Origin of the sequence: Neoactinobaculum massilliense (genome assembly GCF_900604955.1) — a bacterium.
In the GTDB taxonomy this organism is placed as follows: Bacteria; Actinomycetota; Actinomycetes; order Actinomycetales; family Actinomycetaceae; genus Neoactinobaculum; species Neoactinobaculum massilliense.
Map to the genome: position 1 here is coordinate 180,834 of NZ_UWPE01000002.1, position 19,832 is coordinate 200,665.

The following is a 19,832-nucleotide window of genomic DNA, read 5'->3' on the forward strand; positions in this document are numbered from 1 at the left end:
GTGGACCCGGGCCTACCCGGGAAGGTTGTGGCACCCTGGGAAGGTGACTTCGGACTTCAAACCCAACCGTAAGGCGGCACTACTGCTCTCCGGGCAGCGCACACTGTCCGCCCTCCCACCCGCAATCAGTGAACTGGGACACCTATTTCATGATGCCGGGTTTGAGCTTGCACTAGTGGGCGGGCCCGTACGAGACGCCTTCCTCGGGTTGCCCATTCACGATTTCGACCTCACCACATCCGCTCGTCCCGAGCAGACCCAGGCGCTGCTGGCCCAATGGGGCAATACGTGGGATGTGGGCCGCCAGTTCGGCACCATCGGGGGCGGGCGCGACGGCCTCACCGTAGAAATCACCACCTACCGCCGGGACACGTACACGATCGGCTCCCGTAAGCCGGAGGTGGATTTCGGCGATTCCCTGGAGGGGGATCTTACCCGCCGCGATTTCACCGTTAACGCGCTGGCCGTGCGGCTCCCCGAACTCACCCTGGTGGATCCCTGCGGTGGCCTTGATGACATGGTGGAGGGTCTGCTCCGTACGCCCGTCACCGCCGCCCAGTCCTTTGATGATGATCCCCTGCGCATCATGCGCGCCGCGCGCTTCGCCGCCCAACTGGGCTTTGACGTGGCGCCGGACGTCATGTCCGCGATGGGAGATTTCGCCGAGCGGCTCACGATCGTCTCCCAGGAGCGGATCCGCTCCGAACTGGAACGCCTCATGATTTCTCCGGCGCCCCGCCGTGGCATTGAACTGCTGGTGTACACGGGTGTGGCGGACATTGTGCTCCCAGAAATCTCCGCCCTGCAGCGCACCGTCGATGAGCACGGCCGCCATAAGGACGTCTACCAGCACACGCTGCAGGTGCTCGATCAGGCCATCGCGCTGGAGGATGAGGAGGTGCCCGCCCCCGATTTCGTCCTCCGTTTTGCCGCCCTCATGCACGACGTGGGGAAGCCCTCCACGCGCCGGTTCGAAAAGGACGGCACGGTCACGTTCCGCTTCCATGATGTGGTGGGCGCCAAGATGACATCCGCGCGGATGAAGGCGCTGCGTTTCGATAAACAGACCACCAAGGAGGTATCGCGCCTGGTGGAGCTGCACCTGCGCGCCTACGGGTTTGGTGAGCAGGGGTGGACGGATTCCGCCGTGCGGCGTTTTGTGCGCGACGCCGGACCGCTGCTGCCCCGGCTTCTTCGGCTCATTCGCGCGGATATTACCTCCCATAACCGCCGTCGCGTCACCGTGCTGCAGGCCGCCAATGATGAGTTGGAGCGCCGCATTAAGGAGTTGGCGGCCCAGGAGGAACTGGACAAGGTGCGCCCGGAACTGGACGGTAACCAGATCATGTCCATTCTGGGCCTGAGGCCCGGGCGCGATGTGGGCGAGGCCTACAAGTACATGCTGGCCCTGCGCCTGGACGAGGGCGAACTGGGCGAGGAGGAGGCCACCCGCCGTCTCAAAGCCTGGTGGCAGGAACGCAAGGAACCGCGGGACGCAGCGGCGGACGGCGTCGAAACGACGTCGGAAAACCGGAACGAAAAGCGTAAGTAGAACCGGACCTAAGGAGGGGTGGGCGCATGAAACTGGTTGGTGACCTCAAGTACCTGGCGCAATCGCAAGGTTTCCTCAAGCTGCTGGGCGTGCGCCTCGTCTCCCAGTGCGCGAACGGACTGTTCCAGGCGGGCCTGGCCACCCTGTTCTTCTTCAACCCCTATAGGAGTGCGGACGTCAACGGGGTGGCGCTGGCGCTGGTGGTGATGCTGCTGCCCTTCTCCATCATCGGCCCGTTCACCGGCCCATTCATTGACCGCTGGTCGCGCCGCAACATCCTCATGTGGGGGAACGCGCTGTGCGGGGGCATCACGCTCCTTATCATCGGCGCGGTGGCGGGCAACATCATGTGGGCCCAGTACGTGCTGGCCCTCACCGGCCTGGGCATCACCCGCATTATGCTTTCCACGCTTTCCGCCTCCCTTCCGGTGGTTCTCCGCTCCAAGGAGCGGCTCCTCGTGGCGAACTCCCTGGTACCAACATTGGGCGGCGTCTCCACGGTGGTGGGTGCTGTGCTCGGCATTCTGCTGCGGCTGGTTCTTCCCACGCCGGCGGCCCAGAACCTGGGCTCACTCGCCCTGGCGCTCGTCATCTACCTCATCTCCGTGTGGGTGGTGAAGGCGTGGTTCGCCGAGCGCGCCCTCGGCCCCGAAACCGTGAAGGGCGGCAGCTTCGGCCACGCGCTCGCGGAGGCAGCACGGGATCTGGGCGAGGGGCTGCGCTACCTGTGGCGCCGGGGCACGCCGTCGGCCGCGCTCACCACGATGAGCCTGCACCGCTTCGTGTACGGCATGGAATTCATTACCCTTATCCTGGCGGCACGCAATCTCTATACGGAGCCGACGGACGCGGATCATGGCCTGGCCCTCGCTTCCACGCTGTTTGGGGCCATCCTGCTGGGCCACGCGGTCTCGATTGTGCTCACGCCCATCGCGCACGAGCGCATCGCCCCCTACCAGTGGATCCTTATCTGCCTGGTGGGCGGCACGGCGGGTCAGCTCATTCTGGCACTCACCACAAACTTCACGGCCGTCATGGCGGGGCTATTTATCTTCGGTATCGGTGTGCAGGGCGCCAAGATCGCTGTGGACACGATCGTTCAGAGCGACACGGCGGATGCATTCCGCGGCCGCGCGTTCTCCATCTATGACGTTCTCTTTAACGTGGCCGAATGCGTTGCCGCCGGCGTGTGTGTGGCCGTGCTGCCCACCGTGGGGCTCTCTCGCCCGGTACAGATGGTACTGGTGGTGTTCGTGTGGGCGGTTGCGGCCGGGTATTACGCGCACATCCGCGCTCTCCGCAACGTCCCGCGGGCTGTGCTCCCCGAGGAGTACGACGCCGCCCGCGCTGCCAGCACGCTCGCGTAGGTGGTTGTTGGGACGACGCCGCCCGCAGACGCCGCTGTCCCTCACCGTGGCCTCCGTAATGTGAGGTGGTGGAAAAGCGTTCCGCGACTCCCAGCCACCTGGCAGACTTGCGGAGTAAGGGGGTAGAAATGGCGAATTCGGAGGCCAAGTATCCTGCCGGTCTGCGCATCCTGGTGATCCTGGCGTTGGTGACCGTCATTGGTTTTGGGCTGTATCAGGTACGCGACTGGGTGGCACCCGTGTTTCTCGCACTCACCCTGGTACTGACGGTGCGCCCGATGCACCGTGGGCTTATGCGTCATCATGTGCCGCACTGGGTATCCGCTGTGCTCACGCTACTGCTCATCGCGGTGGTGCTCATTGGAATCATGACGCTCACCATGTGGTCCGTGACCGGCTTCCCGGCGCTGGTGGAATCCTATTCGGACCGCTTCGAAGGCTACATGGCGGATGTGTTCGCCTGGTTGGAATCGCTCGGCCTCTCCTCGAACAGCGTGGAGGATCAGGTAATGAATGCGTTGAGTCCCTCCACCATTGTGGGTGCACTCACGCAGTTGCTCACCTCCGTGATGAACGTGGGCTCCTTCGTGGGCGTGCTGGCGTTTGCCCTATTTTTCCTCACCATCGATTCCCTCCGCACCTCCCAGCGGTTCTCGCTTGCCGGCCACTTTGCGCCGGATCTCACCGCCTCGCTGGCGCGCTTCGAGGGTGCCGTGCGCGAGTACTGGATTGTGGCCACCGTATTTGGCGCCGTGGTGTCTGTGATCGACTACTTCATCCTGGTGATTCTCCACGTGCCGCTGGCGGCCGGCTGGTCCCTGGTAGCGTTCGTCACGAACTACATTCCTAATGTGGGCTTCATCGTGGGCGTGCTGCCACCCGCACTGGTGGGGTTGCTTCACTCCGGCTGGAGTACGGCCGTGTGGGTGATTGTGCTGTACACGGTGGTCAACGTGGTCATTCAGGGGCTTGTTCAGCCAAAAATTGTGGGCGACGCCGTGGGGCTATCCACCATCGTCACTTTTATTTCCCTGGTGTTTTGGACTACGGTGCTGGGGCCAATTGGATCCATCCTTGCCGTGCCGCTCACGTTATTCGCCAAGGCACTGCTGGTGGATTCTTCGCCCCACACGCGGTGGTTGGATGCCTATCTGGCGGGTGAATCGGATGTGGCGAAGCGGTTGCGCAGCGGCCTTTATGAGGGTCTGCCGGCCCTCAGTGCGGCTGGCGACGCGGTGGATACGGCCACGCCGGTGCCCGCGGACGCAGCGGCAGCGGGGGCCACGGCGGCGCGAGGCCGAGTGCGGAACGCAACGGCACGGGCGGGGACGGGTGGTTCGACGTCGTCGTCGCACGCCGTGGAGACGCCACCCACCCTAGGGACGCCGCCTACCCAAAACTAAGGCGCGTGGGATACCATGCCGGTTCCAGGAGGATACATGAGCAAAAAATCCGCGCGCAGGCGCCAAAAACCGAATAGGTGGTGGAACTATCCGCGGCCGAACCTGGGCCCGATCCACCGCTGGATTCCCTCGTGGCGCATAGTGCTGGCGGGGATTCTGGGACTGGTGCTGGCCGGGGTGGTGGCCTTCGTGACGCTCTACCTCACCATTTCTATTCCCAAGCCCGAAGCCTTCGCCACGGCGGAGCGAACCACCGTGTACTACGCGGATAAGTCGGAAATGGGGACGTTCTCGGAATACAACCGCACCTCCGTTTCGCTCGACACCCTTCCCGACCATGTGGCAAAGGCGCTGGTGGCCTCGGAGGATGCCACGTTCTACACGAACAATGGCATTGACCTGCGCGGAATTGCACGTGCGCTGGTAAATAATGTGAAGGGTGGCAGCACGCAGGGTGGTTCCACGCTCACTCAGCAGTACGTGGAGAACTACTATCTGGGTTCCACTCACTCCTACTCGGGGAAAATAAAAGAGGCAATCCTGGCGCTGAAAATTGACCAGAGCCAGTCCAAGGATCAAATTCTCGAAAATTACCTCAACACCATCTATTTCGGCCGTGGCGCCTACGGCATTGAGTCGGCCGCACAGAGTTACTTCGGCGTTCACGCCTCGGAGCTGTCCACCGAGCAGGCGGCGCTCCTGGTGGGAATTATCCCGGCGCCCTCGGCGTGGGATCCGGCGGTCAACCCGGACCGCGCCCAAGCGCGCTTTAACCGTGTCATTTCCCGCATGGTGAAGCAGGGCTATCTCTCCCAGAGCGACGCGGACGGGATGAGCATGCCCTCCACCATCACCTCGGGCAGCACCGGTAACAACCAGATGTCGGGCACGAAGGGGTACCTGCTGGCCTACGTGCGCCAGGAACTGGTGGACACCGGGCAGTTCACGGAGGCCGAGCTGGATCGCGGTGGCCTCAAGATCTACACGTCCTTTGATCCGAAACTGCAGCAGTACGCGCAGGAAACAGTGGACAACCTTCCCTCCAGCCGCCCGGACAACAACTACGTGGGCATGATGTCCGTGGACCCCCGCAACGGCGAAATTCTCATGATGTACGGCGGGGCCGACTACATGACGCGGCAGCGCAACACCATGACGCAGGATCGAGCGCAGGCGGGTTCCACGTTCAAGGCGTTCGCGCTGCTTGCGGCCATGAAGCAGGACATTTCACTGTATTCGCGCTGGGATGGAAATACGCCGCTCACCATCGGTGGCATCAAGGTACAGAATTACGACGGCGTGTCGCGCGGCAGCGTCAACCTCCTCACGGCCACGCAGCACTCCATTAACACCGCCTTTGTATCTCTCAACGAAGCCGTGGGCCCGGCCAATACGAAGGCTGCGGCCATTGAGGCTGGCATTCCGGCTGATACGCCGGGTCTGGATGAGAGCCTAACGAATGTGCTTGGTTCCGCCTCTCCCCGTGGCATCGACATGGCGCAGGCCTACTCCACGTTCGCCAACGGTGGGGCCACCGTGCCCAATCACGCGGTGGTGAAGGTGTAGAATAAAGACGGTAAGGACATTTATGACGCCTCCGTGACCGCTGAACAGAAGGTGGATAAGCAGCAGGCGCTTGAGGTGAACAAGGCCCTGGAGATGACCAATACCTCCGGCGGTACGGGCGCCGTGGTGGCGCGTACGCTCGGGCGGCCATCGGCCGGCAAGTCTGGTACGTCATCCGGCCCGTGGTCCGCGTGGTACGTGGGTTATGTGCCGCAGATGCTCACCGTGGTCAATATGTTCCAGGTGGGGCCCAATGGGGAAGAACAGAAACTCACCCCCTTCGGGCGCTATCCCTACGCGATTGGTGGCAACACATATCCGGTGGACATGTGGGCGGAGTACATGGTGAAAGCCACCGCCGGTATGGAGGTCATGGACTTCGAGGAGCCCGCATCCACCAGTGGTTCGACAACACCGAGCTACGGTTACCAGGCGCCGGTTCAAGAGGCTACGCAGGCTCCGGTTACAGAAGCGCCGACGGCGGAGGCCACCGAGCCGGTGGTACCCGAACCAACCAGCGAAGCCACGCAGCCGGCGGTGCCCGAGCCCACGAAGGACGTACCCGAGCAGCCCGCCCCGGCCGCCACCGAAAACGGACACGGGAGCAGTACTGGGAATGGGTCCGGCAGTGGATCGGGCAGTGGATCCGGGAATGGATCTGGAAACGGCTCTGGCGCCGGTAGTAATTCTGGCGGTGAGGCCGGTGCCGCAGCGGGCACCCGCTATGGCAACAACGGGAGCGGCACAAACAGCGGTGTGAATTAGTCCGGACGCTACGGCACCAGTGGATACGGCTGGCCGAACGACCGGTGGTTTGATTCCACCTGGCCGTAGAGCTGTGTGGTGCTGCGGTGGTGCTGGTCGGTGCCGCCTTGCCGTAACGCGGGGCTGTAGGAGGCGGTGCAACGCAAAGTAGCGGTGCAACGCAAGGCGACTGCACAGAGAGGTGCCGCAATGCGAGGCGGCTGCGCAGAGAGGTGCCGCAATGCGAGGCGGCTGCGCAGAGAGGTGCCGCCGTGTCATAACGCGTGCTGTGCGAGGCTGTGGCGCGGGGCTATGGCACGAGGTAATAACACGCCGGTGCTAACACGATGCCGTGCGGGTGGTTTCTCGGTGGTGTGGTGGGTGGATGGGTTTGTTCATTTTGTGGGCAGGCTTGTTTTCGTATTGTGGAATGTTTTGGTTTAACTTGTGATTAGTGGCATGGGTTTGTGGTGTTGTGTGGTGGTGGGGGTGGTGGGTATGCTTGTGCTTCGTCGCCTTGTGGTGGTGCTTGGTTTTCTCCCTTTGGGGGTGGCTGGGTGGTGCTGTGGGGTGGTGTTTTCTCCTTCCTGTGTGCTTGGGGTTGTTCTGGGTGTGTGGGGTGTGGGGGTGGTGGTTGAGTGCTTGATAGTGTGTTGACTTTTGAGAGTAAGAACAGGCTGGCTGTGCTCCTTTTTGTGGGGGTTGGTTGGTTTGTTGTTTTTGTGAGTCGTTTTGGCTTTCTGGTTTTTGTGGAGAGTTTGATTCTGGCTCAGGACGAACGCTGGCGGCGTGCTTAACACATGCAAGTCGAACGGTAAGGCGCCTCAACTTGTTGGGGTGTACACGAGTGGCGAACGGGTGAGTAATACGTGAGTAACCTGCCCTTCCTTTTGGGATAAGCCTTGGAAACGGGGTCTAATACTGGATATTCTGCGTCCCACGCATGTGGGGTGTTGGAAAGGGTTTTTCTGAGGGGGGATGGGCTCGCGGCCTATCAGCTTGTTGGTGGGGTGATGGCCTACCAAGGCGGTGACGGGTAGCCGGCCTGAGAGGGTGACCGGCCACATTGGGACTGAGATACGGCCCAGGCTCCTACGGGAGGCAGCAGTGGGGGATATTGCACAATGGGCGGAAGCCTGATGCAGCGACGCCGCGTGGGGGATGACGGCTTTCGGGTTGTAAACCTCTTTCGCTGGGGAACAAGGCCTTGAGTGTTCTTGGGGTTGAGGGTACCTGGATAAGAAGCGCCGGCTAACTACGTGCCAGCAGCCGCGGTAATACGTAGGGCGCGAGCGTTGTCCGGAATTATTGGGCGTAAAGAGCTTGTAGGCGGCTTGTTGCGCCTGCTGTGAAAACTTGGGGCTTAACCCTGAGCGTGCAGTGGGTACGGGCAGGCTAGAGTGTGGTAGGGGTGATTGGAACTCCAGGTGTAGCGGTGGAATGCGCAGATATCTGGAAGAACACCGATGGCGAAGGCAGGTCACTGGGCCATTACTGACGCTGAGAAGCGAAAGCGTGGGGAGCGAACAGGATTAGATACCCTGGTAGTCCATGCTGTAAACGTTGGGAACTAGGTGTGGGGTCCTTCCACGGGGTCTGCGCCGTAGCTAACGCATTAAGTTCCCCGCCTGGGGAGTACGGCCGCAAGGCTAAAACTCAAAGAAATTGACGGGGGCCCGCACAAGCGGCGGAGCATGCGGATTAATTCGATGCAACGCGAAGAACCTTACCAAGGCTTGACATCTACTTGGACATGCCAGAGATGGTGTGGCCCTTTTAGGGCGGGTAGACAGGTGGTGCATGGTTGTCGTCAGCTCGTGTCGTGAGATGTTGGGTTAAGTCCCGCAACGAGCGCAACCCTTGTCTCGTGTTACCAGCGGTTTGGCCGGGGACTCACGAGAGACTGCCGGGGTTAACTCGGAGGAGGGTGGGGATGACGTCAAATCATCATGCCCCTTATGTCTTGGGCTTCACGCATGCTACAATGGCCGGTACAGAGGGTGGCGATACTGTGAGGTGGAGCGAATCCCTTAAAGCTGGTCTCAGTTCGGATTGGGGTCTGCAACTCGACCCCATGAAGTCGGAGTCGCTAGTAATCGCAGATCAGCAACGCTGCGGTGAATACGTTCTCGGGCCTTGTACACACCGCCCGTCACGTCATGAAAGTCGGCAACACCCGAAGCTCGTGGCCTAACCCTTGTGGGGGGAGCGGTCGAAGGTGGGGCTGGTGATTGGGACGAAGTCGTAACAAGGTAGCCGTACCGGAAGGTGCGGCTGGATCACCTCCTTTCTAAGGATTGAAACCATGATGGGCTGCTTGGTGTGGCCTGTGTTTGTGTGGTTTGTGTGTGGATGCTCTCTGGTCTTCATGCTGTCAGGTTCTGGGTTACTGGCCCTGTGACTATCCATGTGTGGATGCGCGCGTTATGTGTGTGTTTGTGCGTGGTGTTGGTGTGGTGGTTGTGAATTGTATAGTGGACGCGAGCATCTTTAGATTTTGTTTGTAGGTTGTGTTGGGCGTTCGGTGGATGCCTTGGCATGATGGGCCGAAGAAGGACGTTGTAGCCTGCGATAAGCCTCGGGGAATTGGCTAGCGAGTTTTGATCCGAGGGTGTCCGAATGGGGAAACCTGGCTGGGGTGATGCCTGGTCGCTGCCTCCTGAATTGATAGGGGGGTGGTGGTAACGCGGGGAAGTGAAACATCTTAGTACCTGCTGGAGTAGATATTCCGTGAGTAGTGGCGAGCGAAAGCGGAGGAGCCTAAACCTAGTGTGTGTGTTGAGCCGTCGGGTGGTGCATGCTGGGGGTTGTGGGACGTGTCTTTATCCTGACCGACGTTGGGGTGCGTAGTGATAAACCTGGGTGATAGGTGAAGGGTCTGGGAAGGCCTGCCGGAGAGCGTGAGAGCCGTGTAACTGGAATTGCCTGGGCTGCGTTGATGTGTTCCCGAGTAGCACGGGGCTCGTGGAATCTCGTGTGAATCTGCCATGACCATGTGGTAAGGCTGAATACCTGTTGTGACCGATAGCGGATAGTACCGTGAGGGAATGGTGAAAAGTACCCCGGGAGGGGAGTGAAATAGTGCCTGAAACCGGGCGCCTACAATCCGTCAGAGCTCCTGTGTGGGGGTGATGGCGTGCCTATTGAAGAATGAGCCTGCGAGTTAGTGATGCGTGGCGAGGTTAACCCGTGTGGGGTATCCGTAGCGAAAGCGAGTCTGTTAAGGGCGGTAGTTGCGTGTTCTAGACCCGAAGCGGGGTGATCTACCCATGGCCAGTGTGAAGCATGTGTAAGAGCGTGTGGAGGCGCGAACCCACTTCAGTTGAAAATGGAGGGGATGAGCTGTGGGTAGGGGTGAAAGGCCAATCAAACTCCGTGATAGCTGGTTCTCCCCGAAATGCATTTTGGTGCAGCGTGTTGTGGTCTGCCTTGGAGGTAGAGCGACTGGATGGTGGACGGGCCCTGTCGGGTTACTGATATCAGCCAAACTCCGAATGCCAGGGACAGGTAGCAGCGCAGTGAGACTGTGGGGAATAAACTTCATGGTCGAGAGGGAAACAGCCCAGACCGCCGGTTAAGGCCCCTAAGTGTGTGCTAAGTGGGAAAGGATGTGGAGTTGCTGTGACAACCAGGAGGTTGGCTTAGAAGCAGCCATCCTTGAAAGAGTGCGTAATAGCTCACTGGTCAAGTGATTCTGCGCCGACAATGTAGCGGGGCTGAAGTACACCGCCGAAACCGCGGCAATGATCATCATCCTTGTGGTGGTGTTGGGTAGGGGAGCGTCGTGTTCGAGGTGAAGCAGCCTGGTGATGGGTTGTGGATTGGACGCGAGTGAGAATGCAGGCATGAGTAACGAGAGGCGGGTGAGAATCCCGTCCGCTGTATGACTAAGGGTTCCAGGGGCAGGCTTGTCCGCCCTGGGTTAGTCGGGTCCTAAGGCGAGGCCGTCAGGCGTAGTCGATGGGTGACCAGTTCATATTCTGGTACCGGTAGAGAACCGTCCGTGTGGTCCGTGTTGATGCTAACCACCCCAAACTGTCTGTCCTGTGCAGGATTTTTCTTGTATGGGTGGGCGGGGCGGCGTGGGGTCCGAAGTACGGGTCGCAAGCGTGGTAACAGGTGTGACGCAGAGTGGTAGTTCAGCGTGTCTTATGGCTTGGCACGTTCAAGGGTGTGGCCCGTTTTCTAGGTAAATCCGGGAGACGTGTGGGTGAGGCCTGATGAGGACCCAGTATATGGGGTAGTGAATGATCCTGGGCTGCCGAGAAAAGCATCGACGCGAGGTTTGAACCGCCCGTACCCGAAACCGACACTGGTGGTCTGGTAGAGAATACTAAGGCGTGCGAGTGAATCATGATTAAGGAACTCGGCAAAATGCCCCCGTAACTTCGGGAGAAGGGGGACCTGAGACTTGGCATGCCCCGTGCGGGTATGTGGGGTTGAGGGTCGCAGAGTCTAGGGAGAAGCGACTGTTTATCAAAAACACAGGTCCGTGCGAAGCTGTAAGGCGATGTATACGGACTGACGCCTGCCCGGTGCTGGAAGGTTAAGCAGACTGGTGAGCACTCCTTGTGGGTGTGAGGCTGGGAAGTTAAGCCCCAGTAAACGGCGGTGGTAACTATAACCATCCTAAGGTAGCGAAATTCCTTGTCGGGTAAGTTCCGACCTGCACGAATGGCGTAACGACTTCTCCACTGTCTCGATCATGAACTCGGTGAAATTGCATTACGAGTAAAGATGCTCGTTTCGCGTAGCAGGACGGAAAGACCCCGGGACCTTTACTATAGCTTGGTATTGGTGTTCGGTACGGCTTGTGTAGGATAGGTGGGAGACGGTGAAGCAGTCACGCTAGTGGGTGTGGAGTCATTGGTGAAATACCACTCTGGCCGTGTTGCACTTCTAACCTCGACCCGTGATCCGGGTCAGGGACAGTGCCTGGTGGGTAGTTTAACTGGGGCGGTTGCCTCCTAAAAAGTAACGGAGGCGCTCAAAGGTTCCCTCGGCCTGGTTGGTAACCAGGTGGTGAGTGTAAGTGCACAAGGGAGCTTGACTGTGAGACAGACATGTCGGGCAGGTACGAAAGTAGGAACTAGTGATCCGGCAGTGGCTTGTGGAAGCGCTGTCGCTCAACGGATAAAAGGTACCCCGGGGATAACAGGCTGATCCTTCCCAAGAGTTCATATCGACGGAATGGTTTGGCACCTCGATGTCGGCTCGTCGCATCCTGGGGCTGGAGTAGGTCCCAAGGGTTAGGCTGTTCGCCTATTAAAGCGGTACGCGAGCTGGGTTCAGAACGTCGTGAGACAGTTCGGTCCCTATCCGCTACGCGCGTTGGAGAATTGTGAAGGGCTGTCCCTAGTACGAGAGGACCGGGATGGACGAACCTCTAGTGTGCCAGTTGTTCCGCCAGGAGCACGGCTGGTTAGCCACGTTCGGGAGGGATAACCGCTGAAAGCATCTAAGCGGGAAGCCTGCTTCAAGATAAGTTCTCCTACCAGCCCTGTGGGGTTGGGTGAGGCCTCCTAGAGATGATGGGATGGATAGGCCGGAAGTAGACGCCTTGTAAAGGGTGGAGCTGACCGGTACTAATGGCCGAAAACCTACACGATTCTTTCTTGTTGTTCGCGTCTACTATACGATTCACGGCCCCCACGCCTAGTCGGCAGGGTTGTGGTGATCCATGCTTGTGGCGGTGGGCATGGCTGTGGGGGAACGCCCGGTCCCATTCCGAACCCCGTAGCTAAGCCCGCAACGCGCTGATGGTACTGCACTCGATAGGGTGTGGGAGAGTAAGACACCGCCGCCCACAAACCCCAGAGGGGGGTGCTCATGCGAGCACCCCCCTCTTTTTCACACCCACACCCCAAAAGGGGCGGGGCATCCGGTAGACAAGACCGTAGACACAAGACCCACGAGCCCAAGGGCACGGAAACCAGGAACCAGGACCACCGGTTCCCACACGCCCTGAAACACGAAAAGCGGGGCACTACCACGCGCCCCGCTTCGCCGTCGTACTCATGCCCACGACTGATGGAGCGGACGCCCTTCCTGGTACCCGGATGGGTTCTGGAGCCCGATCACGGCTCGCTCGCGGAACTCCGTGAGGCTGGCGGCGCTTGCATAGGTGCAGGAGGAGCGGATGCCGGCGGTGAACGCGTCCAGCAGATCCTCGACCGAGCCGCTACCGCGCAGGTACATGCGGGACGAGGAGATACCCTCGTCGAACAGCTGCTTGCGGGCGCGGATGAAGGCCTGCTCGGCGGAGGTGCGGTTGGTGACCGCGCGCTTGGATGCCATGCCGAAGCTTTCCTTGTAGCGCCTGCCCTGTTCGTCCACGAACATTTCGCCCGGAGACTCGTTCGTGCCTGCAAACATGGAACCGATCATCACGTTGGAGGCACCGGCAGCGAGGGCGAGGGCGGCGTCGCGCGGGTGGCGTACTCCGCCGTCGGCCCAGACCCGGGCTCCAAGCTTGCGGGCCTCATCCGCGCACTCCACCACGGCGGTGAACTGTGGCCGCCCCACGCCCGTCATCATGCGGGTGGTGCACATGGCCCCCGGTCCGACGCCCACCTTGACGATGTCCGCGCCGGCCTCGACAAGATCCCGGACGCCCTCGCGGGTCACCACATTGCCGGCCACAAGCTTCACCCCGTCTGCACCCTCGAACTTGGGGCCGATCACCTCACGAGCCTTGCGGACGGCGTCGATCATGCGTTCCTGGTGGCCGTGGGCCGTGTCCATGACGATCACATCCGCGCCGGCCTCAATGAACGCGCGCGCCTTGCCGGCCACGTCCCCGTTAATACCGATGGCCACGCCGATGCGCAGCTGGCCCTTTGCGTCCAGGGCGGGTGTGTAAATGGTGGAACGTACCACGCCGGTCTCGGTAATGACCCCTGCCAGCGTGCCATCCTCATGTGTCACGACGGCCACGTGGTGCGGTGTCTCGTGCAGCTGCGTGTAGAGGCCGGCGGGATCGCCATGCGCCTCCTGGTAGGTGACGCGCGGGAAATCGGTGGCGTACAGGCCACCGATTGCCGTGAATGCATCCGTGCCCTGGATTTCCTTCTCGGTGACGGTGCCCAGGGGCTTATTTTCTTCGTCGACGACGACGGCCACCCCGTGCGCACGCTTCATGAGTAGCGCACGTGCCTGCCCGGCCGTGTGGCGGGGCGTGAGGGTAAGTGCTGTTTCAATGAGCGGATCCCGGTTCTTCACCGAGGTAATCACCTGCACCAGGCGCTCACGGGAGAGATCCTGGGGGAGGATGGCAAGCCCGCCGCGGCGCGCCATGGTTTCCGCCATGCGGCGTCCCGTCACGGCCGTCATATTCGAGGCGATGAGCGGCGTGGTGGTTCCAGTGCCGTCATCGGAGGAGAGGTCAACGTCAAAGCGTGAGCGCACGCTGGAACGGGACGGGAGGAAGAAAACATCCTCGTACGTCAGGTCCACGGTGGGAGTGCTGGTGAATCTCATGGTGTCCTTCATTCGATGGGCGTCGCCACCCTCCGGCTTGTCGCCCACGCGTGACGGAGAACCCACACAAATGCCGGGTGCGCATCTCTGCATTCGCCCAGCTCTTACTTTCCTATTATCCGCGCGGTGGCGGGCTGGCGCCAGGACCGTCCGCCATTCGAGAAGCGGGAGCTTGCGGTGTGGATGCGGGTGTTGGGGGGGGGCGGCGGGGAGGTGTGGGGTGGCCTGGAGTGTGGGCGCCGGAGGTGTGGGTGCGGATGCTTGCGGTGTGGATACGGGCGTTTGATCTGTTGGGTCTCGTTTCCGCCTTAAAGGCCTTTAATGTTGTTTGGAAGCCTTTAATTCTGGCTTTGGTGAGCCTCATTCGCATTCACAGGCCTTTAGTGTTCTTTGCAGGTGGCTGGTGCACCTGCAAAGAACACTAAAGGCCTTCTAACTCGGGTGGTGGGCGCAAGCTTCCAACCCGTGCGGCGTCGAAACTTCTTGACCATCGCGGAAATATATATGTATAATAAATACACATTCGTAAAGGTGCGAAGATATTAATAGTGTGATGTAAAGAGTTAGAAGGGTGGTAGCACTATGCCACGCAAGGCTCGCCGTTTTCTTGCACTTTTCGCCGCAGCAGGCGCTCTAATTGCTGTATCAGCGCCCGCCATTGCTAATACAACCTATTCTTCATATAGCACCACTGTTGGATTTGGTGTCAGGCCCTACGGCTATTCTGATTATCAGACGAAAGCTGTTGGAGGAGCGACAGGGACGCTCAAGTCTTCTAATGTTGGCGGGAGCTATGTACTCTCCGCTCGGACCAACTCTTCCAAAAGGGTTGGAACATGGACTGGATATACGGTCAGCGATGGTACAAAGCATGAATTACTGAATTCGCATACTGCCGGAGAGAAGGTGCGTTTACAGTTGAAGAATCGCCCACAGACCACGGTTTCTGTCCAGGCAAGTGGGACGTGGAGAGCGTATTAAGAATAGGTGCCGCAGGCGTGAAAACGGAATGCGATTTGCGCGTGCGGCGCCCATATTAGAGTTCCTTTAGTGTGGCCGGATTGGTCAGTATGGCTGGACCCATAACTAACGACGGCCGGCTCTTTTGTCTATTTGACGCGGTGGAGGTCTCCGGATGAAAATCGATATTCGCCTGATTCATGCGACCGTACGCACCACTGTCTCGTATCCCTCCTACTGGCTCACCTGTTTAGCTCTGATTATTTTGTGGCCCGGCATGGCCTTCTTTGGGCAGAGTTCTGTTGCCTACGATCAGTGGCAGCAGTACTACTACGACGGGAGTGGCTTCGTCGGACTATTCTTTCCGCTCTTTGTCACGCTTCTTGTGCAAATGCCATTGCTTGATGAGTGGTCAAACACCTATTTTCTTCCGACCCGAACGCGTATAGGTAGTTGGCATTACCTGCGTGCGAAGGTTTTTGCGGTTGGCCTTGTGGCGGGCGCGACGATGGCGCTGCTGGTAGTGCTGGCATTTGTACTCGCCAAAGTGACATTCAAGCCGGTGAATCCGCAGGGACTTCTCGATCCGCCGGATCTCTCTCGCTACCAATTCGGGCAGCTATGGGAAAAGTCGGCGCTAGCTTACATAGTGGTGTTTGCCCTATGGGTGGGGATCGTAGCGGCGAGCGAAGCAATTCTTGCGGTGGTTGCGGCAGCCATCATCAGCAACAAGCTCATCGCAATTGCGGCGCCTTTCCTCGTTTTGTTCGTTGTGAACCTCATCGTGCAAATACTCGGTCTCGAGGAGTTTCAGTTACCGCCGCTTCGCACAAACATTACCCAGCAGCCGATGTGGATGGAGTTGCCGGGCTGGTTCTTCATCATGCTGCTGGGCTGCCTGGGCCTTTGGCAAATCCGGAAGTCCAATTACTCCACGCCGGGGCTGGTGCGCTCATGAAGCGCCTCGCTCCCTATCGCCCGTCGATGTGGGTGCTTGGTATTTATGTACTGCTCCTCCTCATAGAGACCGGGTATCAGCGCTTTGTTCCGCATTCCGGTGGTGCGGTACTGCATTCGTACTGGGAGCATGCGCTGACGTATCTCCACTACGGCTACGTCGTGGCATACGTGGTCTTTCCGTTAGCAGCGTGGTGTGTTCTTAGTCAGCTACGGCGCGCACGCAGCACCGAACAGATGATTCGATACCCCACCCGGACCAGGTGGGCGCTGGCTCAGGGCATCAATTCCCTCGGGTGGAGTCTCCCGCTCGTGGCGCTCTTGGCGGTGGCAACGTTGGGCGTTGGGATCGGGTTGCCCTTCCAGTGGGAATGGCCGGATGCCGCGTATTCTGACGAGATTCGTGGAACCGCACCGTGGCTGGCAGCGCATTTTCCGTCGCCGTTTCTTGAAATGCTATGGACCCTTATCGCCATTGTGCTTGTACTGGGTGGATTGACGATCCTTGTTGCCCTCGCAACTGCCTGGACCGAGTCGGAGGCGTGGGTGGCGCTGGCTGTTTTGCTGGTTCTGGCGTGGACATTCGCCACGTTTGGAACCGAGTCAGCTGTCATTTCGATCCTTAGCCCCCTCGCCTACGCGTTGCCGTGCGCATTGGCCGGCATATTTCCGCTTGGAATTTTCAGTGGCCCGGTTATCTTTGTCGCTACTATTGCGCTCATCAGCGTCTGCGTGACCATGCTCGAAGAACGATTCCAGGAGCAGTCCCGGAAACCAAGAAGAGAATTGTCTCCTCTCTTGATGTCGGGGATTGGCGGCGTGGCGCTGCTGGCGATATCCGCGTTCTTGCAGCCACAAACTAGCCCCGGCGAGACGATAGGGGAATTACTAGCTGGGTCCGGCTACGAGTTGTTCTCGGTACTTCCGTACGGCATCGGTGCACTACTGGTAGTTGTTCCCGCTCTAGTTGTCGCGAAAAACCTCACCGAGTCGCTGGAGACGCGCCGGTATCAGGAGATGATCCGTGTAGGGAAGCCGGCGTATTGGCTCCTCGGCGAGTTGCGCCGCACAGTACCGGCGATACTCATGTATTCGATTTCTCTCGGCGCGACGGCTGCGATATTGACGTGGCTAAAGTCCGGTGGAATCACAGCATTTGTTCTTGGCCTCGCGGCGCTTTGGTGCGCTGTGCTCGCGATACAGATCGAGGTGCTAGTGGTGGGTATCGTGGCCACCGTTGTTGCGATGCGGCGTAGTGCAGGTGGGGGATACGCGCTTCTCGGTTATCTGCTCCTGGCGGTACCTCTTGGACAGGCCTCCTACTTCATGCCGGCCGGCCAGTCCTCCGCCTTGCGAATCATGGATGAGGATTCCCAGGTTCTTAGTATGAGTGCGCTGCCCCTGGTGGCAGTACTGGTGTGGCTTCTGGCCATTGCTGGAATTACATGTTTCATCATTAACCGCACCCGCGGAGAACTGGAGTAACTATGAGCATCATTTCGCTACGCGGCGTGGAGAAGTCCTTCCATGGGCGCCCGGTGTTTACCGACGTGAACCTGGACGTAGAGGAAGGGACCGCCGTCGCCCTGCAGGGGGAGAACGGATCCGGTAAGTCGGTACTGTTGAAGATTATGTGCGGCTTTGTTGCGCCCGACGCCGGTACGGTCACGATTGACCCGCGGTACCTGAGTAAGGGACGCACGTTTTCTGAGGGCTTCGGAGTGTTGATCGATCGGCCGGGATATATTCCGTTATTATCGGGGCTGGATAATTTGATGAGCCTGGCGCGCATTCGGAACAAAATTGATGAGCGGAAGGTGCGCGCGACCCTCGAACTGGTAGGGCTGGATCCCGATCTGCCCCAGAAGACGCGCTATTACTCGCTGGGAATGAAGCAGCGGCTGGGTATCGCGCAGGCCATTATGGAGGATCAACCAATCCTGCTACTCGACGAGCCGTTTAACGCCCTCGACGTGGATACCGTAGCGGAGTTCCGCTCGCTCTTTCGCCGGCTTGTTGATAGTGGGCGCACGCTTGTTCTGACCAGTCACAATCAGGACGACATCAATGCTGTTGCCGACGTCGCCTACAGGTTCCGCAGGGAGCATCTAGAACTGGTGCCTGCCCTGGGTGAGGAAGAGAAGTAGTCGGATACGCCGGGTTGGCGGTCCACTTGCCGGTGTTTAAAGGCCTTTAGTGCGGTTTGAAGGTCTTCAATTCTGGCCCGTCCATTGTCCACTTGCGGTTTAAAGGCCTTTAATGCTGTTTGGAGGCCTTTAATTCTGGCTTTGGTGGGTCCCATCCGTATTCGAAGGCCGTTAGGGTTCTTTGGGGGTGGGTGGTGCACCTGCAAATGACACTAACCACCTGCAAACGCGACTTGGGCCTGTCAACCCACCGCCCACTTGCGGTTTAAAGGTCTTTAGTGTGGTTTGGAGGCCTTTAGGTCGATTCACGGCTGGGCGGATCCTGCTGTGCGCGGGTGCTGCCATGTGTTTGAAGGCCATTGATGCTGTTTGGAGGCCTTTAATTCCGGCTTTGGTGGCCTCCATCCGTATTCGAAGGCCTTTAGTGTTCTTTGAAGGCGGCTGGTACACCTGCAAACGACACTAACCACCTTCTAACTCGGGTGGTGGGTACAGGCTTCCAACCCGGGCAGTAGCTACAAGGCGCCCGCGAGGTGAACCTCTTGGGAGGCTAGGCGTCGGGCGCCTGCCGCCAACCACGCGGTACGTGCGCCGTATCGGGGCATCGGCAGCGGCGTCGTACTTCACTGGAAAAATGGCGAAAAACCCGCGTAAACTAAATGATTGCGTCTGCAAAACGGGACGCATCGCATAACCCTCCTGCCACGGAGAGCCCGTGGCCGTTTAGACCAAAGGAGGTGGGTACATATGCGTGACTACGAGATGATGATGATCCTGTCCACCAACGTGGATCAGCGAAACATCAAGCAGGTAGTTGACAAGATGCTGCAGGTTGTTCCCGCTGAAGGCGGTGCCGTAGCGAATGTCGATATTTGGGGCCAGCGCAAGCTCGCATACCCCATCAAGAAGCAGAGCGAAGCCATTTACGTGGTGGTGGACATGAGCACCACGCCGGCTACTGCAAAGGAACTTGACCGTCAGCTCGGCCTCAACGAGTCCGTGCTGCGCACCAAGCTGCTGCGCAAGGAAAAGTAAAGGCTGGAGGTAACCATGGCTGGTGAACCGATTCTGACCGTTGTCGGCAATCTGACGGCGGATCCCGAACTGCGTTTCACAAACGCGGGCGTGCCGGTCGCGAGCTTCACGGTGGCCTCCACGCCTCGGAAGAAGAACCAGCAGACGGGTGACTGGGAAGATGGCGAGCCCATGTTCCTGCGCTGCTCCGTGTGGCGGGATTACGCGGAAAATGTTGCGGAATCCCTCACCAAGGGCACGCGCGTGATGGTAACGGGCCGATTCACGGTACGTTCCTATCAGACGAACAACGGGGAAACTCGGCAGTCCCTTGATCTGCAGGTGGATGAAATCGGCCCCTCTCTCCGCTACGCCAAGGCTCAGGTCACGAAGACCTCGGGCGGCGGGCACGGCGGCCAGGGTGGACGCGGAAACTACGGCGGGAACTACGGTGGTGGTTCCGGCAACTTTGGTGGCAACGGCGGCTACGCGAACGGTGGTAACGCGGGCGGGAGCTACAACTCCGGCGCCTCCTACACCGCTCCTCAGGGCGGCTCCGCCAATGACCCGTGGCAAACCGTGCCGCAGGGTGGTTCCGCGATCGACGACTATCCGCCGTTCTAAACCCGGGTTTTAGCCGAAC

11 protein-coding genes and 3 rRNA genes are annotated in these 19,832 nt (G+C 59.6%); 13 read left to right on the forward strand and 1 reads right to left on the reverse strand.

The features are described 5' to 3' along the window. Positions 1-43: 43 nt before the first annotated feature. The 8 genes from EIH27_RS07135 to rrf all read left to right on the forward strand — a co-directional run bounded on the left by EIH27_RS07135 (position 44) and on the right by rrf (position 12,438). Entirely contained in the window at positions 44-1,552 is a 1,509-nt protein-coding gene (locus EIH27_RS07135) for a CCA tRNA nucleotidyltransferase (RefSeq protein ID WP_241153023.1), read from the forward strand. 26 nt (positions 1,553-1,578) lie between these two features. Further along, entirely contained in the window at positions 1,579-2,919 is a 1,341-nt protein-coding gene (locus EIH27_RS07140) for an MFS transporter (RefSeq protein WP_124040302.1), read from the forward strand. Between the two features lie 128 nt (positions 2,920-3,047). Continuing rightward, positions 3,048-4,322, forward strand: a complete 1,275-nt coding sequence (locus EIH27_RS07145) for an AI-2E family transporter (RefSeq protein WP_124040303.1) — start codon at positions 3,048-3,050, stop codon at positions 4,320-4,322. 36 nt (positions 4,323-4,358) lie between these two features. Continuing rightward, the gene (locus EIH27_RS07150) at positions 4,359-5,888 is read left to right on the forward strand and encodes a transglycosylase domain-containing protein (protein ID WP_164461639.1); all 1,530 of its coding nucleotides are present in this window, start codon (positions 4,359-4,361) and stop codon (positions 5,886-5,888) included. 33 nt (positions 5,889-5,921) lie between these two features. Then, positions 5,922-6,653 (forward strand): hypothetical protein, encoded by a 732-nt coding sequence (locus EIH27_RS07155; protein ID WP_124040305.1) that lies wholly within the window; start codon positions 5,922-5,924, stop codon positions 6,651-6,653. A 725-nt stretch (positions 6,654-7,378) separates the two neighbouring features. Continuing rightward, positions 7,379-8,922 (forward strand): 16S ribosomal RNA (locus EIH27_RS07160). A 211-nt stretch (positions 8,923-9,133) separates the two neighbouring features. Further along, a 23S ribosomal RNA gene (locus EIH27_RS07165) occupies positions 9,134-12,240 on the forward strand. A gap of 80 nt (positions 12,241-12,320) precedes the next feature. Continuing rightward, positions 12,321-12,438: ribosomal RNA gene (rrf, locus tag EIH27_RS07170) — 5S ribosomal RNA — on the forward strand. The 16S, 23S and 5S rRNA genes sit together here, the layout of an rRNA operon. Before the next feature lie 209 nt (positions 12,439-12,647). On the opposite strand, the gene EIH27_RS07175 is transcribed toward rrf, so the two are convergent. Further along, positions 12,648-14,111, reverse strand: a complete 1,464-nt coding sequence (locus EIH27_RS07175) for a GuaB1 family IMP dehydrogenase-related protein (protein ID WP_124040306.1) — start codon at positions 14,109-14,111, stop codon at positions 12,648-12,650. A 1,135-nt stretch (positions 14,112-15,246) separates the two neighbouring features. On the opposite strand from EIH27_RS07175, the gene EIH27_RS07180 reads away from it, so the two are divergent. The 5 genes from EIH27_RS07180 (at position 15,247) to EIH27_RS07200 (ending at position 19,813) form a co-directional block, all read left to right on the forward strand. Continuing rightward, positions 15,247-16,029, forward strand: coding sequence for a hypothetical protein (locus EIH27_RS07180; protein WP_124040307.1), 783 nt, complete (start codon positions 15,247-15,249; stop codon positions 16,027-16,029). Beyond that, entirely contained in the window at positions 16,026-17,513 is a 1,488-nt protein-coding gene (locus EIH27_RS07185; RefSeq protein WP_124040308.1) for a hypothetical protein, read from the forward strand. The genes EIH27_RS07180 and EIH27_RS07185 overlap by 4 nt, the downstream gene beginning before the upstream one ends. 2 nt (positions 17,514-17,515) lie before the next feature. Continuing rightward, positions 17,516-18,175, forward strand: coding sequence for an ATP-binding cassette domain-containing protein (locus EIH27_RS07190; protein ID WP_124040309.1), 660 nt, complete (start codon positions 17,516-17,518; stop codon positions 18,173-18,175). Positions 18,176-18,922: 747 nt separating this feature from the next. Further along, complete coding sequence (gene rpsF / locus EIH27_RS07195; protein ID WP_124040310.1) at positions 18,923-19,210, forward strand: 30S ribosomal protein S6; 288 nt, start codon at positions 18,923-18,925, stop codon at positions 19,208-19,210. Positions 19,211-19,225: 15 nt separating this feature from the next. Further along, positions 19,226-19,813, forward strand: a complete 588-nt coding sequence (locus EIH27_RS07200) for a single-stranded DNA-binding protein (RefSeq protein ID WP_124040311.1) — start codon at positions 19,226-19,228, stop codon at positions 19,811-19,813. The last annotated feature ends 19 nt before the right edge of the window (positions 19,814-19,832 follow it).

Excerpts from the sequence above, each read along its gene's own strand:
- EIH27_RS07140 (WP_124040302.1), top strand. The coding sequence starts at position 1,579 with ATGAAACTGGTTGGTGACCTCAAGTACCTGGCGCAATCGCAAGGTTTC.
- EIH27_RS07145 (WP_124040303.1), top strand. The coding sequence starts at position 3,048 with ATGGCGAATTCGGAGGCCAAGTATCCTGCCGGTCTGCGCATCCTGGTG.
- EIH27_RS07150 (WP_164461639.1), top strand. The coding sequence starts at position 4,359 with ATGAGCAAAAAATCCGCGCGCAGGCGCCAAAAACCGAATAGGTGGTGG.
- EIH27_RS07175 (WP_124040306.1), bottom strand. The coding sequence starts at position 14,111 with ATGAGATTCACCAGCACTCCCACCGTGGACCTGACGTACGAGGATGTT.
- EIH27_RS07180 (WP_124040307.1), top strand. The coding sequence starts at position 15,247 with ATGAAAATCGATATTCGCCTGATTCATGCGACCGTACGCACCACTGTC.
- EIH27_RS07185 (WP_124040308.1), top strand. The coding sequence starts at position 16,026 with ATGAAGCGCCTCGCTCCCTATCGCCCGTCGATGTGGGTGCTTGGTATT.
- EIH27_RS07190 (WP_124040309.1), top strand. The coding sequence starts at position 17,516 with ATGAGCATCATTTCGCTACGCGGCGTGGAGAAGTCCTTCCATGGGCGC.
- rpsF (WP_124040310.1), top strand. The coding sequence starts at position 18,923 with ATGCGTGACTACGAGATGATGATGATCCTGTCCACCAACGTGGATCAG.
- EIH27_RS07200 (WP_124040311.1), top strand. The coding sequence starts at position 19,226 with ATGGCTGGTGAACCGATTCTGACCGTTGTCGGCAATCTGACGGCGGAT.